This is a genomic window from Methylocystis sp. (genome assembly GCF_050246715.1).
Classification (GTDB): Bacteria; Pseudomonadota; Alphaproteobacteria; order Rhizobiales; family Beijerinckiaceae; genus Methylocystis.
This window is the reverse complement of sequence record NZ_JBFWVN010000004.1, coordinates 47000-62388: the sequence shown is the minus strand read 5'-3', so window position 1 is coordinate 62388 and position 15389 is coordinate 47000. Positions and strand designations below refer to the sequence as shown.

The window sequence follows — 15389 nt, the reverse complement described above, 5'->3', positions numbered from 1 at the left end:
CGGAGAGGGTCATGGCGAGCAGCGTCAACAAGGTCATTTTGATCGGCAATCTCGGCCGCGATCCAGAGGTGCGCACCCTGCCCTCGGGCGATCGCGTCGTCTCATTCTCGGTGGCGACGACCGAATCCTGGCGCGACAAGAATACCGGCGAGCGCAAGGACCGCACCGAATGGCACAATGTGTCGATCTTCAATGAGAATCTCGGCAAGATCGCCGAGCAATATTGCCGCAAGGGCTCCAAAATCTATCTCGAAGGCCAGCTGCAGACGCGCGAATATACCGACAAGGACGGCAATCAGCGCAAGGCGACCGACGTGGTGCTGCAGCGTTTTCGCGGCGAGCTGACGCTGCTCGACAGCAAGGGCGGCGGACGCGGCGAAGGCGATTACGACAGCGGCTACGGACAGAACGGCGGCTCCTTCGGCCGCTCCTCGCCGATGGAGCGCGGCCCCGGCGAGCGGCGTCCTGCCCCGGCCGGCAAACTCTCCGACGCGCTCGACGACGATATTCCGTTCTGATCGCCCTTCTGATCGCCTCACGCTCAACCGCGCGAGGCATATGCAAGGACGATGTCAGCCGCCCTGGCGCTGGGCGATCGGCCCGCTTCAAGTAGGCGCGCGCGCACATGCATGAAGGCGGCAAGTTGCGCCTCGCGCGCGACGCTTTCCCCCAGCAGCAGCGGCTTTAGCGCCTCGGCAAGGGCGCGCGGCGTCGCCTGCCGCTGTAGAAATTCCGGCACGACATTCTCGCCGAGAATGAGATTGGGCAGCACGATCGAGTCGACGTTGACGAGAAAGCGCAACAGCGATTCCGCCCGAGAGACTCGATAGGCGACCGCCATCGGAACGTCGGCGAGCGCCAGTTCGAGCGTCGCCGCGCCCGACGTGACGAGCGCCGCGCGCGCCGCGCGAAAGGCGGCGAATTTTTCCGCTTGGCCGATGAGACGCGGCGTCACCGGCCAGTCCTGCAATTCATGGCGCAAAGCCTCCCCCATAAAGGGCGCGACAGGAATCACCACGTCGAAATCGGCGCGTTCGCGCAGGAGAAGCTCAAGCGCCTCGCCGTAAATCGGCGTCATGCGTCGCACTTCGGCGAGGCGCGAACCTGGAAGCACGAGCAGCGATCGCTCGCCGCCGGGGTCGCGAGAACGCAGCGTCAATTCGTCGAGCCGCTCGACGAGCGGATGGCCGACATAGACGCATCGTGGTCCGCCCAGCCGCGCATGCGCAAGCGGCTCGAATGGCAGCAGCGCCAACACGCAATCGACATAGTCCCGCATCGCGCGCGACCGGCCCGGCCGCCACGCCCAGACCGTTGGACTGACGTAATCCACGATCGGCAGTTCGGGCCTGGCGGCGCGGACGCGGCGCGCGACGCGATGGGTGAAGTCCGGCGCATCGATGATGACGAGACAATCGGGGGCCTGATCGAGGATCGCGCGCGCCGTTTCATTGATGCGTTGCACGAGGCGCGGAAGCCGCGCCAGGACCGGAACGAGGCCCATCACCGCGATGTCCGCAAGCGGAAACAGCGAAGCGAGTCCCTCGCGTTCCATCGCCTCGCCGCCGACGCCAGCGAAAGCGACCTGCGGAGTAGCGGCGCGCAAGGCGCGCATCAAAGTCGCGCCGAGCTGATCGCCGGAGGCCTCGCCGGCGACCAAAAAGATGCGCGGCGCCGTCATGATTTCTCAGCGCGCGGGAGGCGCGCAAAGCGGGCGCATCGAAGGCGCGCGCAGGAATTCTACGATCGCCGCAACGTCCGCGTCGCCGGCGCAATCCTGCGACAGGGTTTCGATGCGCTCGCTCAGCACCCGCGCGTCATCTCGGGCGAAGAGCAGGCGATAAGCGCGACGCAGCCGCTCGATGCGTTCGGCGGCGAAGCCACGCCGTTTCAGGCCAACGAGATTGAGTCCGAAAAGATGGGCGCGATTGCCCGAAGCGAGCGCGAAGGGAATGACGTCGCCTTCGACGCCGGAAAGGCCGCCGACAAAGGCCTGCGCCCCGATGCGCACATTCTGATGCACCGCCGTCGCGCCGCCGATCATCGCGCAATTCCCGATCTCGACATGGCCGCCGAGCAGAACCTGATTGGACAATATCACGTCGTCGCCGAGTCGGCAGTCATGGGCGACATGCGAAGTGGCGAGACAGATACAACGCGCGCCGATACGCGTTCCTTCCGCAACGCCGGTATTGATCGTCACGCCCTCTCGTATGACGCAATCGTCGCCGATCGACAACGCGCCCGCCGCCAGCGCCGCCTTGATGTCCTGCGACGGCAGGCCGATGGCGGCGAAGGGGTAGATTTCGGCGCGCGCGCCGATGCGCGTCCGGCCGCTGACGACGACATGGGAATGGAGCGTCGCGCCGTCGCCGATCTCGACTGACGCGCCGATATGGCAGAAAGGTCCGATGACGACGCCAGCGCCGAGCCGCGCGCCGTCTTCAACGACGCTGGATGGATGAACCGACGCCTTCATTGTCGCATCCGGCGCGGCGATCCTACGCCCCCATCATGACGCTGATCTGCGCTTCGCAGACCAGCGCGCCATCGACCGTCGCCCGTCCCGCATACCACCAGATATTGCGTTTCTGCGCGGTCTTCGTCATGTGGAATTCGACGCGGTCGCCGGGCGTCACGGGTTTACGAAACTTCGCATTGTCGATCGTGACGAAATAGACGATACGCGACCGGTCCGCGCCGTTCATCGCACGAATGGCGATCACGCCGGCGGTCTGCGCCATCGCCTCGATGAGGAGAACGCCGGGCATGATCGGACGCTCGGGAAAGTGGCCCTGAAACTGCGGCTCGTTGACCGTGACATTCTTGATCCCGACGCAGGACTCATCGCCGCGAATGTCGACGATTCGATCGACGAGCAGGAAGGGATAGCGATGCGGCAATTGGCTCATGATCTGCAAAATGTCGGCGCTCTCGAGAGTCGCGCCGGCCGCGGCCTCGACCATAGTTTCCTCCTTTTTGAGCAGGGCTGACGCCTTACTTGTTTTGTCCGACGTGTCTTACGTCGACTTGTCCTTGCGCGCGAGTCGGTCGATGAGCGCCGCGCCACGCAAGAAACGCCGCAGGGGACGCGCCGGCGCGCCGCCGACCCTCTGTCCGGCGGGCACGTCGCGCATTACTCCGGATTTCGCCGCGACCGCGGCGCCTTCGCCGATCGTGAGGTGGCCGGCGACGGCGGACTGTCCGCCAAGCGCGGCAAAATCGCCGATCTCGCAGGAGCCTGCAATTCCTGACTGCGCGACGATCGCGCAAAACCGGCCAATCACCACGTTGTGGCCGATCTGCACGAGATTGTCGATCTTCGTTCCCTCGCCGATGATCGTATCGCGCGAAGCGCCGCGATCGATCGTCGTATTGGCGCCGATCTCGACGTCGTCCTGCACGATGACGCGACCGATCTGCGGAGTCTTCAGATAGCCCTGTCGCGTCGGGACGAAGCCGAATCCGTCCTGTCCCAGCCGCGCGCCCGGATGAATCACGACGCGATCGCCGACCAGGGCATGCGTGAGGCTCACATGCGCGCCGATCGAACAGTCGCGCCCGATGCATACTTTGGGGCCTATTGCCGCCTGCGGACCGATGATCGTTCCGGCGCCAATCTCGGCGCCAGGCCCAATCACCGCGCCGGGGTCGACGATCACGCCCGGCTCCAACCGCGCCGAGGGGTCGACGACGGCTCCCGGAGAAACGCCACTGGACTGGAACAGCGACGCGGGACGGAGCGCATCCGGAAAAAGATGCGCCGTCGCAAGGGTCATTGCACGCTGCGGATCGTCGACGACGAGCGCGGCGACGGATGTCGGAAGCAGCGCGAGGTGGCGCTGGCGCAGAAAGCAGGCGGTCGCGCGGCATTCGGAGAGCGCCGTGCGATAGCGCGGATTGTCATAGAAGCAGAGATCGCCCGGCCTGCTCCAATCGAGCGGCGCAACGCCGATGATGAAAGCGGACGCGAACGCGCCGGACGCCGACTCCGGACCGAAATCGCAGCGGATTTCGGCGCCGGCGACTCGGGCAATTTCGCTCAAAGGCGCCGGTCGCGCCAGGGGAAAGAAAGCCGCCGCGCTCATGGCGCGATGTCCCGAACCGAGGCGCGCGCCAGAGCGCGCTGCGAAAAAGTGGGAACCGGCCTTTCGCGTGAGGCGCGCTCTAAATCATCAGAATCGACGTTATCTGCGCTCAGGCGAGTCCGCTTGAACGCAGCGTGATCTAGCGGCTCAGCCATTCGCCGGGCGCGGTTCGCCCGGCGAGCTTCGCCGATCATCAGAAGTTGGTGCCGCCGCTGAAGCGGAAGTTCTGAGTGATATCGCCATAGACCTTTGAGGTCACGACCGCATAGTCGAAGCGGATCGGCCCCATCGGCGAACTCCACAGCACCGAGGCGCCGACCGAGGAACGCAAGGCGAATTTGTTCGAGATCGGCGTCAGGCAGCTGCCCTGACCGAAGGCGGCGATCGGCGTATAGGCGGCGATACATGTGCCAAACTGGCCCGGCGCAAAGATCGGTATCGTGGGCAGATTGTTTGCGTAATTCGTCCGTCCACGGAAATTCCACAACGAACCGGCGTCGGCGAAGAGCGCGCCCTTCAATCCGAGATCCTTCGGCAGGCCCCAGATCGGGAACTGAACTTCGAGCGAACCGCCGATATAGTTGGAGCCGCCGAGCGAGTTGCCGCGGTTGTTATTGAAGCTCGTCAGGATGTTCGAATCGCGCGGTCCGAAGCCGCCCGGCGCGAAGCCACGCACCAGACTGGGGCCGAGATTGAAATTATCCTGAATGCGCGCCTTATAGCCGCCGAAAGTCGACAGATCGCCGCCCTGCAGACGGGCGATGCCGACCACATCGTCGAGATAAGGAATCTCGTGGAAGTAGCGGATGTCGCCGCTCGTTCGAAGATAATGCGCGCCGCCGCCGGCGCCGGCCGCGTCCTGGTTAAGAGACGCCAGCCAGCCGTTATGCGGATTTTTGAAATTGTCGATCGTGCTGTAGTTCAGCGAATAGCCGAACAGAGACGTCACCAGCGTGCCCTGGGACCCTTTGATCCCGAGCGACGCCTCGCCATTCGACTGACAGTTAAGCACGAGACTGGGCGTCGGGTAGAACGGGCTGAACCCAGGCGTATAGCCGGGAACCGGCACCAAACAGTCGTTGTAGGGCCGCCTGCTGTCGTTCGGGATCGAGATCGTCGTTTGATAGATCGAATAGTGCGGCGAAAAGGACAGCTCGTCGGTGATCGGAACGCCGAAGCGCACCGTGCCGCCGATCGAGGTCGAACTGTAAATCGAGTAGTTATAGGCGTCCTGCCGGCGCGCGAAGACGTCGAAACCGGCGGCGATGCGCTGGTCGAGGAAATAGGGCTCGGTGAAGCTGAACGTCACGCCGCGGGCGATCTGGCCGGCCTGCACCGAAAGGCGCACCGCCTGGCCGCGGCCCATGAAGTTGCTTTCCGACACGGACACTTCAGAGATAAAGCCCTGGTTCGTCGAATAGCCGCCGGAGACGCCGAAGTTGCCGGTGGGCTGATCTTCAACCTCGACGTTCAGGATCACGCGATCGGGCGCTGAGCCCGGCTCGTTGGTGATCTTAACCTTCTTGAAATAGCCCAGTCCGTTCAGACGACGCTCGGCGCGATCGATCAGCACACGGTTATAGGCGTCGCCTTCGCCGATATCGAATTCACGGCGAATGACATAGTCGCGCGTGCGCGTATTGCCGTGGATGTTGATGCGCTCGATATAGACGCGCGGTCCTTCCTCGAGCAGGAACTGAATGGCGACCGTCTGGTCCGCCGGATTGCGCTCGCCGCGCGGGCGCGCCTGGGTGAAGGCATAACCCTTCTTGGCGATTTCGCGGGTTAGCGCTTCGACGGTCTTCTCGACCGCGTCGCCGTTGTAGACGTCGCCCGGCGCAAGGCGAAGCAAATCGTTCAGCGCGGCGCCGTTCACGTCGGGCAGATGCGATTCGATGCTCACGGAGGACACGCGATATTGCGGTCCTTCATGCACGTTGATGGTGACGATGTAGCCGCCCGCCGCCGGATCGAATTGCACGTCGGAGCTGATGACCCGAAAATCGGCGTAACCATTCTTGAGATAGAACCGACGAATGAGTTCGAGGTCCGAAGCGATTCGATCCGGATCGTAAACGTCGCTCGACTTGATGAACGACAGAAAGTTCATCTCCGTCGTCTCCATCATGCCGACGAGACGACGTGTGGAGTAGACCTCATTGCCGATGAACCGGATTTCCTTAACGCCGGTCTTGTCGCCTTCGACGACGGTGAAAACGAGATCGACCCGTCCGTTCGGCAGTTCGACCGTGCGATAGCTCACCTTCGCCGCGGCGCGGCCCGATCGGCGATAGACTTCCGTCAATCGCGCGACGTCGGACTCGGCGAGCTCCGGGTTGAACGGCGTATGGGCGCGCGAACGCACCTGATCCTGCAAGGTGTCGGTCTTGACCTTGCTGTTGCCTTCGAATGCGACGCGATTAATTTCCGGCGCGGCGAGCGCCGGAACGCTAAAGGCCACTAAGGCGGCGGCGACAACCGCGAACAAGAACGATGATTTCCAAATGCCGCTGATTGAGCGCATGTAATGCAGGTCCTCGTCGCAACGTCGCCGCCCGGGCCGCGGCGCGAACTTTACGTTAAAAACGCCGGTGATCGGCGCTCCGCCAGCGTTGGGCGATTCCTTCTACAGGGTTTGCCCAACCCTGCAAACGCAGAATAAATGTTGTTTCCGCAATTTGTCGAAGGCGTGACGTTAAAGCCACGATTCATGGTCAGCGCATGGTTAAGACGTGACATGGAGGACGCAATCATGTCTGAATTACGTCGCAAATCGCGCGCTTGAGGGACGCTCGAACGCGGCTCGGGAAAAAGTGGATGCCGGCGCTTCGCGCAAAGGCGCGCCCAACTTTTTGGAATCGATCGCGTCGTCTGCCTTTCGGCGATTCCGCCTGAACGCAACGTGATCCAGGACGCCGCGTCAGCGGCGGCCGCTTGGCGTCAAGAGCCGGAACCGGAGAGCTTGTGGAAAAGGCGCGCGATGTCGTTGTATGTCGAAAAAATCATCAGCGCCCCGACCATCGCGAGACCGACGCGAAAGGCGACTTCCTGCGCGCGTTCGTTCAGCGCGCGGCCGCGCGCCGCCTCTATCGCGAAGAACAGCAAGTGACCGCCATCCAGCAGCGGCACAGGCATCAAATTGAGCAGACCAATCGAGACCGACAAAATCGCGATGAGGCTCAACAACGGCGCCATGCCCACCTTGGAAGCCGCCTGAGCCATCTGCCCCGAGACCTGCGCGATGCCAATCGGCCCGGATAGTTGATCGGCGCTTTCCCGTCCGGTCACTAGTCCGCCAATGTAGCTGCCGGTGCGGCGCACGACCGTCCAAGTTTCCTGCACGCCCATGACCAGCGCTTCGGCGGGACCGTAACGCTCCCGGCGGACGTCGGCGTCGGCCTTAGAAGCCTGTATGCCGAGCATGCCGATGCGAACCTTGCCGATCGCGCTTTCGACTTCGCGCAGCGCGGGGACTGCGGGCAGCGTCAACTCCTGGTCGCCGCGCTGAACGACGAAGATGAGCTTCTTGTCCACTGACGCCGACACGATTTCCTGCAGTCTCGCGAACGAATCGATCGGCGCGCCGTCGACGCTGAGCACCAGATCGCCAGGCTTGAATCCCGCTGCGGCGCCGGCGCCTCCAGGGGTCAGAGAACCGACGCGCGGCGCATAGACGGTGCGCCCGTAAACACCGAAGAGAATGGCGAAAATCGCGATCCCTAGCAGGAAGTTGGCGAAAGGCCCCGCGACAACGATGGCGGCGCGCTCCCAGACCGACTGCGCGGCGAAAGTCACTTTGCGTTCGGCCTCGGGCATCGCGCGCACGGCTTCCGGGTCAGGCGCGCTCGCGGCGTTAGCGTCGCCATGGAAGGTGACATAGCCGCCGAGCGGAATGCCCGCGATGCGCCAGCGCGTGCCGAGACGGTCCACCCGTGACCAAAGCTCTGGTCCGAAACCGATCGAAAAGGCGTCGACTTTCACGCCGCACCAGCGGCCGACGATAAAGTGCCCGAATTCGTGGACGAACACGACCAGCGTCAGGACGAGCACGAAGGGGAGCAGATAGAAGGCGAAGGTCGTTAGGAGGTTTAGCAAAGCGCTGTCTCGCCGGTCTCGGTTGCGCCATGCCCACCGGCGGCGCACGCCATGATCATTGCAACGTCAACATGCCCGATGCGGCATGTCCGGCCAAGGCCGATCGTGACCTTTCTCTGACAATATGGTCCACGGCGAGGGCGTCCTCAACGCTTTCCGGCGGATTCGCAGTGCCGTCGCGCAGCGCGGTCTCGCAGGCCTCGGCCACGTGACGGGAAATCCCGTCGAAGGAAATGCGCCGGTCAAGGAAAGCCTCGACGGCGATTTCATTTGCGGCGTTCAGCACGGTCGGCAGGCCGCCGCCGGCGCGCAAGGCGTCGAGCGCCAGTTTCAGCGCCGGAAAACGTTCGAAATCAGGCGCTTCAAAAGTCAGAGTGGCGATTTTCGCAAGATCCAGGCGCGGCGTCGGCGTCGCCAGCCGGTCAGGGTAGCCGAGACAATGCGCGATCGGCGTGCGCATGTCCGGCGCGGCCATTCCCGCCGTCACCGAGCCGTCGGAAAAGGCGACCAGCCCATGCACGATGGACTGCGGATGAACGACGACGTCGAGCTTTTCTGCCGGCACGGCAAAGAGATGATGGGCTTCGATCAGTTCGAGCCCTTTGTTCATCATACCCGCCGAATCGACGGTAATTTTCGGCCCCATCGCCCAATTCGGGTGATTGAGCGCCTCTTCGACGCGCGCCTCGGCGATGCGCTCCTTGCTCCAGGTGCGGAACGGGCCGCCTGACGCGGTGATGATCATCCGCTCGATGCGGGACGGGTCCTCGCCCCCGAGCGCCTGGAAAATGGCGTTGTGCTCGCTGTCCATGGGCAGCAGCCGCACCCCGGCCGCCGCGGCGGCGCGCATGAAGGGAACGCCGGCGCAGACAAGACATTCCTTGTTGGCGAGCGCCACGTCGCGGCCTGCGGCGAGCGCGGCGTAGGTCGGCTCGACGCCGGCCGCCCCGACGATGGCGGAGACGACGAGATCGGCGTCGCGCAGCGCGGCCTCGATGACCGCCTCGCGTCCGGCGGCGACCCGAATATTGGTCCCGGCGAGCGCAGCCTTGAGCGCGTCATAGGCGCTCTCGTCGCGAATCGCGGCAAATTCAGCCCTGACCGTGCGGGCGACGCGCGCCAGCGCCTCGACATCGCGTCCGCCCGCCACCGCCGAAACCGAAAACCTTTCGGGATCGCGTTCGAGCAGATCCACCGTCGAACGTCCGATCGAACCGGTCGCGCCGAGAAGCACGATGCGGCGCGGCGAAGCTGATCGCGACGGAGCCGACTCGCGCCCCTGGCTCTGTCCATTTCCTGAAGCCATCCGCTCCGCCTTACCAGAAGAAGAGACCCGCGGCCACCGACGGACCGCCGTGCAGCAGGCCCACCGTCGCCGCGAAAACGCAGGCGAAGATGAAGCCATCGAGCCGATCCATCATCCCGCCATGGCCCGGGATGAGCCGGCTCGAATCCTTGACGCCGAAGCGGCGCTTGACCGAGGATTCGAAAAGATCGCCGATTTGGGAAAAGGCGGCGGCGGCGAGGCCCAGCATGAAGACAGGCCAGGACGCAAGTTGCGGACCACCGCCGAGATAGACCGCGCCAAGGCCGAGCAAAGCGCCGGAGACCACGCCGGTGATCGTGCCGGACCAAGTCTTTCCCGCGGAGACGCGGGGCCACAGCTTGGGTCCCCCGATCAGCCTGCCGCCGAAATAGGCAAAAATATCCGTGCCCCAGACGATGGCGAACAGGAAGGCGACGGCGAGCGCCCCGACGTCCGGCGATTCGCGCAAAAGGCAAACGGCGAAGGCAGGCGCGCCGGCATAGACGACGCCCGTCGCCGCCCAAAGCCGCCGCTCGGCGCCGGCGAGGGCGCCGCCCACCAGGGCAAGCAGCGCGATCGCAAGCGCCGCGGCGCCAGGCGTGGCGACGCGCCCGAAGGCCGTGGCCGCCGCGACCGCCGCCCCGCCGACTGCGATGCGCGCGGCGCGGCCCTCGCCGCCGATGAGGTTCTGCCACTCCCAGCTGACGGCGAAAGCTGCGGCCAGCCAGAACAGCGCGAAGGCGTCGCCGCCGAGATAGAGCGTTCCGAGCGCCGCTGTGACCATCGCCACGGCGGAAGCGACGCGCGGTCCGAGATCGGCAAAACCGCCAGCCGACGCGTTCAGCACCGGCGCCTTGGTCCGGCCTAAGGCGCGCTCCCTGCGATCCGCCGTCATGAAGCGGTCTTGGCGCTGCGCGCCGCCGCCTCAAGCCCGCCGAACCGCCGGTCGCGATGAGCGTATTCGGCGATCGCGGCCGAAAGCGCCGCTTCGTCGAAGTCCGGCCACAGAATCGGCAGGAAGACGAATTCGGCGTAAGCCGCCTGCCACAGCAGGAAGTTCGACAGCCGCTGCTCGCCCGAGGTCCGGATGATCAGGTCAGGATCGGGAATGTCGGCGGTGTCGAGCCGCCGCGCGATCGCTTCGGCGTCGATCTCCTCGGGCGCGAGCCGTCCCTGCGCCACCATTTCGGCGAGCGCGCGCGCCGCCGCCGCAATCTCCTGCCGCGAGCCATAATTGAAAGCGACCACCAAAGTGAGTCCGGTATTCTCCAGCGTCACCTGCTCGGCCTCGCGCAGCAGATCGGAAATGTCGGCGGCGAGGTCGTTGCGGGCTCCGATGACGCGCACGCGCACATTATTGGCGTGCAATTCCGCGAGATCATTGCGGATGAAGCGATGCAACAGCGTGAGCAGGCTTTGCACCTCCTCGCGCGGGCGCGACCAGTTTTCCGCCGAAAAGGAATAGACCGTCAGATAGCGAATATCGAGATTGATCGCCGCCCGCACCGCCCGGCGCAAAGCCTCGACGCCGCGGCGATGGCCTTCGAATCTCGGCAGCCCCCGCTGCGCGGCCCAGCGGCCGTTGCCGTCCATGATCAGCGCGACGTGACGCGGCGCCGCGCAGGCCCGCCGCGCGTTCGTTTCCGCCTCCAGAATGTCGCTCTCCGTCATAGTCTGGTTCCAAATGGCCATCGGGCCTGCGCCATGCAACGCCGCAGGGTCCTAAACCTGCATGATTTCCTTTTCCTTGGCGGCGAGCGCGGCGTCGATCTCCTTCACCGTCTCGTCCGTAGCTTTTTGCACCTCGGTCTCGTGGCGCTTCTCGTCATCCTCGGGAATCGCGTGATCCTTGAGCAACTTTTTCAATATGTCGAGACCGTCGCGGCGCACGTGGCGCACGGCGACCCTCGCCTCCTCGGCGTATTTATGCGCGACCTTGACCAGCTCCTTGCGGCGCTGCTCGTTCAATTCCGGCATGCGGATGCGCAGTATTTGTCCTTCCACCGTCGGCTGCAGACCAAGATTGGCTTCGCGGATCGCCTTGTCCACGGCGATCACTAGCGCTTTGTCCCAGACCTGCACCGAGATAAGACGCGGCTCCGGCACGCTGACCGTGGCCACCTGATTGAGCGGCGAAACCTGCCCGTAAGCGTCGACATGAACCGGATCGAGCAGGCTCGTCGACGCGCGTCCGGTGCGCAGCCCGCCGAATTCGTGTTTGAGCGTCGCGAGCGCGCCCTGCATGCGGCGCTTCAATTCCGCAAGATCAAATGTTTCCGCCATTGTATATAACCTGTCTTTGATCATCGCCGCTGTCGTCAAACGCGGCTTGGCTTCTATGCTTTCGAATCTGGCGCGGCGAAAGCGGCGCGCACCGCCAGCTTCGCCGCGCCACGATTTATGGCACGATTTCCGCCCGCGCGCGAAAATGTCTTACGGCGCGACGAGGGTGGCGCGCCCCTTGCCGGACAGCGCCGCGTCGATGGCGCCCGGTTCGGCGATCGAAAACACGAGAATCGGAATCTTGTTCTCGCGGGCGAGCGCGAAAGCGGCCGTGTCCATCACCGCCAGATTTCGGGCGATCGCCTCGTCATGGCTGAGGCGATCGTAACGCCGAGCGCTCGGATCGCGCTTGGGGTCGGCGGTGTAGACGCCGTCGACCTGGGTGGCTTTCAGCACAGCGTCGGCGGAGAGTTCGGCGGCGCGCAGCACCGCGCCGGTGTCCGTCGTGAAGAACGGATTGCCGGTGCCGCCCGCGGCGATGACGACGCGGCCCTTGGCGAGATGATGCAGCGCCGCGCGGCGCGAAAAGGATTCGCAAACTGACGGCATCGGCACGGCGGAGAGGCAGCGGGCCTGGCGCCCCTGCCCTTCGACCGCCTGTTCGAGCGCGAGCCCGTTCATCACGGTGGCGAGCATGCCGATCGAATCGGCGCGGGCGCGCTCGATGCCGGTGTCGGCGCCCTTGATGCCACGAAAGAAATTGCCGCCGCCGACGACGACCGCGATCTCATGCCCCGCCGTCGCGGCGGAAGCGAGATCGGCGGCGATGCGGGCGAGCGTGACCGCGTCGAGCCCATGCGGCGCCGAACCCTGTAGCGCTTCGCCCGACAGCTTGACGATCACGCGCTTCCATTTCCGTGTCGAGGCCGGGTCTGGCATAGGGCGAATCTCGCTGGCTGAGGCGGGCGTATCTTCATAGGGACGCGGCGCGGCGCCGGCAAGGGAGGGGCGGCAAGAGCTGGGGACAGCGCGTCATGGCCGGGCTTGTCCAGGCCATCCACGCCGTGACATTGCGCGATGATCGTGAGATGCGCGTAACGGCGCCGCGTGGATGCCCGCGACAAGCGCGGGCATGACGCGGAGAGATTGCGCGGACACAAAAAAGGCCGGGGTCAACGCCCCGGCCTTTACCCTCACCTTTTCCCAACAAGGGAAAAGGAACGGCTACCCCTTCACCGCCGCCGCGACTTCCGCCGCGAAGTCGCTCGTCGCCTTCTCAATGCCTTCGCCCAGCGCATAGCGCTCGAAGCCCTTGATGGCGATCGGGGCACCAGCCTTGCCTTCGAGCTCCTTGACCGCCTGGGAGACGGTCTTGCCGCCGTGATCCGGGTGGTTCGAGACCTGATCGAGCATGCAGACTTCCTTGGCGTAGGTCTTGATGCCCGACTCGACGATTTTCTGCAGCACATGGTCGGGCTTGCCGGCGTTCTTCTCGATAAGCAGCTTCTTCTCGCGCTCGACCGTCGCCGGATCGAGGCCGGAGGCGTCGAGCGCCAGCGGATTGGCCGAGGCGACGTGCATCGCGAGCTGGCGCGCGAGCGTCGCCAGCACGTCCTTGTCGCCTGTCGATTCGAGCGCGACGATCACCGCGATCTTGCCCTGGCCGTCGACGACCTGGGCATGGACATAGCGGCCGACGACGCCATCGCCGACGCTCAGCGCGGCGGCGCGGCGCAGCGTCAGATTTTCGCCGATGCTGGCGATGGCGTTGGTGATGGCTTCGCTCACCGTGCCGCCGCCGGGATAGGCTGCCGCGCCGAGCGCCTCGACCTCTGTCTTGCCGCTTTTCAGCGCGACTTCGGCGATGTTTTTGACGAGCGTCTGGAAGTCGGCGTTGCGCGCGACGAAGTCGGTCTCGGAATTCACTTCGACGACGACGCCCTGCTTATCGCCGGTCAGCGCCGCGACCAGACCTTCGGCGGCGACTCGGTCGGCCTTCTTGGCCGCCTTGGACAAGCCCTTCTTGCGCAGCCAGTCTACCGCCGCTTCGAATTCGCCGTCGGTCGCGGTGAGCGCCGCCTTGCAGTCCATCATGCCGGCGCCGGTGCTCTCGCGCAGTTCCTTTACAAGGGCGGCGGTGATCGTAGCCATGGTCGAAATTCCTTCCAAATGGTCTTATGGATTCCGGCTAACCCGTTCGCCTGGATTAATGTCATTCCCGGCAGACCGAAGGCCTGACCGGGAATCCAGAGCCGATCCGGAAAGATCGCCAGCTTTGCTCTGGATTCCCGATCGCGCGCGCTGCGCGCGTCGGGAATGACATCCGCGCCGTTCAAACGGATTTCGTATCATGCGACGGCGCCGGCCCATCGGACCGGCGCGCGCGTCTTAATCGTTGGACGTGACGGCGGTTCAGGCGGCGAGCAGCGCCTTCGCCTGATCGACCCAGCCGTCACGCGCGACGCGGCCGTTGAGCTTCAATTCGGCGTCGAGCTTTTCGACATCGGACGGCGTCATCGCGGCAAGCTGCCAGTAATGATAGACGCCGGCGTCGTTCAGCTTCTTGATCAGCTGCGGGCCGACGCCATGCAGCTTGGCGAGATCGTCAGGCGCGCCGCGCGGCGCGGAGAGCAGTTCGAAGGCCTCGCGGGGCGCCTCCGCATCCGCGGCGGCGGCCTCGACGGCGATCTCCTCGGCCGTGCGCAAATCCTCGCGGATCACCCGGCCCGCTTCGACCGCCGGTTCAACGTCAGGCGTCTCCGCCGCGCCGATGTCGACGCCCATCGCGCCCTGGCTGCGCGAAATGCCGTCTATCGCGGCCCTCGCCACGAGATCGCAATAGAGCGCGATGGCGCGGCCGGCGTCGTCATTGCCGGGGATCGGATGGCTGACGCCGTCCGGATCGCAATTGGTGTCGAGCACGGCGACGACCGGAATCTTGAGCCGGTTCGCCTCCTTGATCGCGAGCTGCTCCTTATTGGTGTCGATCACGAAGATGAGATCAGGCGTGCCGCCCATGTCCTTGATGCCGCCAAGCGCCTTTTCGAGCTTGTCGCGCTCGCGGGTCAGCAGCAGCCGCTCTTTCTTGGTGACGCCCGCGCCGCCCGCCGAAAGCTGCTCGTCGAGCTTGCGCAACCGGTTGATCGAACCCGATATCGTCTTCCAATTGGTGAGCGTGCCGCCCAGCCAGCGGGAGTTGATGTAATATTGCGCGCTGCGCTTGGCGGCCTCGGCGATCTGCTCCTGCGCCTGACGCTTGGTGCCGACGAGCAGCACGCGCCCGCCCTTGGCGACAGTGTCCGAAACCGCCTTCAGCGCCTGATGCAGCAGCGGCACCGTCTGGGCGAGATCGATGATGTGGATGTTGTTGCGGGCGCCGAAGATAAAGGGCGCCATCTTCGGGTTCCAGCGATGCGCCTGATGGCCGAAGTGTGCGCCGGCCTCGAGCAGGCCGCGCATATTGAAATCGGGAAGAGCCATTGTGTCGTTTCTCCGGTTGAGCCTCGGCGAAGGATGAGAGAGGCCGGAGAACCGGCCACCGGAACGACGTCTTGAGGCAGACGCCGTGAAACCTTCGCCTGTGGAATGGCGCGCTTATAGGGGATGCGCCTACGCCGGGCAAGCGCCGCGACCGGCCCTTTGCGCGCAGTCGCGCCGGCCCTCCTGGGCGCGCGTCC

The 15389-nt window shown here is 64.9% G+C and carries 14 protein-coding genes; 1 reads left to right on the top strand and 13 read right to left on the bottom strand.

Going from position 1 to position 15389, the window contains the following annotated elements; all coding sequences use genetic code 11:
* The first annotated feature begins 11 nt into the window (after positions 1-11).
* The gene (gene ssb, locus AB7I51_RS03385) at positions 12-518 is read left to right on the top strand and encodes a single-stranded DNA-binding protein (protein ID WP_428403076.1); all 507 of its coding nucleotides are present in this window, start codon (positions 12-14) and stop codon (positions 516-518) included.
* A gap of 23 nt (positions 519-541) precedes the next feature.
* On the opposite strand, the gene lpxB is transcribed toward ssb, so the two are convergent.
* The 13 genes from lpxB to AB7I51_RS03320 form a co-directional block, all read right to left on the bottom strand.
* Positions 542-1681, bottom strand: coding sequence for a lipid-A-disaccharide synthase (gene lpxB, locus AB7I51_RS03380; RefSeq protein ID WP_428403077.1), 1140 nt, complete (start codon positions 1679-1681; stop codon positions 542-544).
* A 6-nt stretch (positions 1682-1687) separates the two neighbouring features.
* Positions 1688-2479: an acyl-ACP--UDP-N-acetylglucosamine O-acyltransferase gene (lpxA, locus tag AB7I51_RS03375; protein ID WP_428403078.1), complete on the bottom strand. Its 792-nt coding sequence runs from the start codon at positions 2477-2479 to the stop codon at positions 1688-1690.
* Between the two features lie 22 nt (positions 2480-2501).
* On the bottom strand, positions 2502-2966 hold the full coding sequence (gene fabZ / locus AB7I51_RS03370) for a 3-hydroxyacyl-ACP dehydratase FabZ (protein WP_428403079.1): 465 nt from the start codon (positions 2964-2966) through the stop codon (positions 2502-2504).
* Between the two features lie 54 nt (positions 2967-3020).
* The gene (gene lpxD / locus AB7I51_RS03365; protein WP_428403080.1) at positions 3021-4088 is read right to left on the bottom strand and encodes a UDP-3-O-(3-hydroxymyristoyl)glucosamine N-acyltransferase; all 1068 of its coding nucleotides are present in this window, start codon (positions 4086-4088) and stop codon (positions 3021-3023) included.
* Between the two features lie 193 nt (positions 4089-4281).
* Positions 4282-6612 (bottom strand): outer membrane protein assembly factor BamA, encoded by a 2331-nt coding sequence (bamA, locus tag AB7I51_RS03360; RefSeq protein WP_428403081.1) that lies wholly within the window; start codon positions 6610-6612, stop codon positions 4282-4284.
* A gap of 416 nt (positions 6613-7028) precedes the next feature.
* The gene (locus AB7I51_RS03355) at positions 7029-8183 is read right to left on the bottom strand and encodes a M50 family metallopeptidase (RefSeq protein ID WP_428403082.1); all 1155 of its coding nucleotides are present in this window, start codon (positions 8181-8183) and stop codon (positions 7029-7031) included.
* A 55-nt stretch (positions 8184-8238) separates the two neighbouring features.
* The gene (gene dxr / locus AB7I51_RS03350) at positions 8239-9489 is read right to left on the bottom strand and encodes a 1-deoxy-D-xylulose-5-phosphate reductoisomerase (RefSeq protein ID WP_428403083.1); all 1251 of its coding nucleotides are present in this window, start codon (positions 9487-9489) and stop codon (positions 8239-8241) included.
* 10 nt (positions 9490-9499) lie between these two features.
* Positions 9500-10384, bottom strand: a complete 885-nt coding sequence (locus AB7I51_RS03345; RefSeq protein WP_428403084.1) for a phosphatidate cytidylyltransferase — start codon at positions 10382-10384, stop codon at positions 9500-9502.
* Complete coding sequence (locus tag AB7I51_RS03340) at positions 10381-11160, bottom strand: isoprenyl transferase (protein ID WP_428403085.1); 780 nt, start codon at positions 11158-11160, stop codon at positions 10381-10383. Before AB7I51_RS03340 ends, AB7I51_RS03345 begins: the two co-directional genes overlap by 4 nt.
* A 51-nt stretch (positions 11161-11211) precedes the next feature.
* Entirely contained in the window at positions 11212-11772 is a 561-nt protein-coding gene (frr, locus tag AB7I51_RS03335; protein ID WP_428403086.1) for a ribosome recycling factor, read from the bottom strand.
* A gap of 150 nt (positions 11773-11922) precedes the next feature.
* A complete protein-coding gene (pyrH, locus tag AB7I51_RS03330) occupies positions 11923-12651 on the bottom strand; it encodes a UMP kinase (RefSeq protein ID WP_428403087.1) in 729 nt (242 codons plus the stop codon).
* Between the two features lie 285 nt (positions 12652-12936).
* Complete coding sequence (gene tsf, locus AB7I51_RS03325) at positions 12937-13863, bottom strand: translation elongation factor Ts (protein ID WP_428403088.1); 927 nt, start codon at positions 13861-13863, stop codon at positions 12937-12939.
* Positions 13864-14124: 261 nt separating this feature from the next.
* The gene (locus AB7I51_RS03320; protein WP_428403089.1) at positions 14125-15192 is read right to left on the bottom strand and encodes a 30S ribosomal protein S2; all 1068 of its coding nucleotides are present in this window, start codon (positions 15190-15192) and stop codon (positions 14125-14127) included.
* Between the last annotated feature and the right edge of the window lie 197 nt (positions 15193-15389).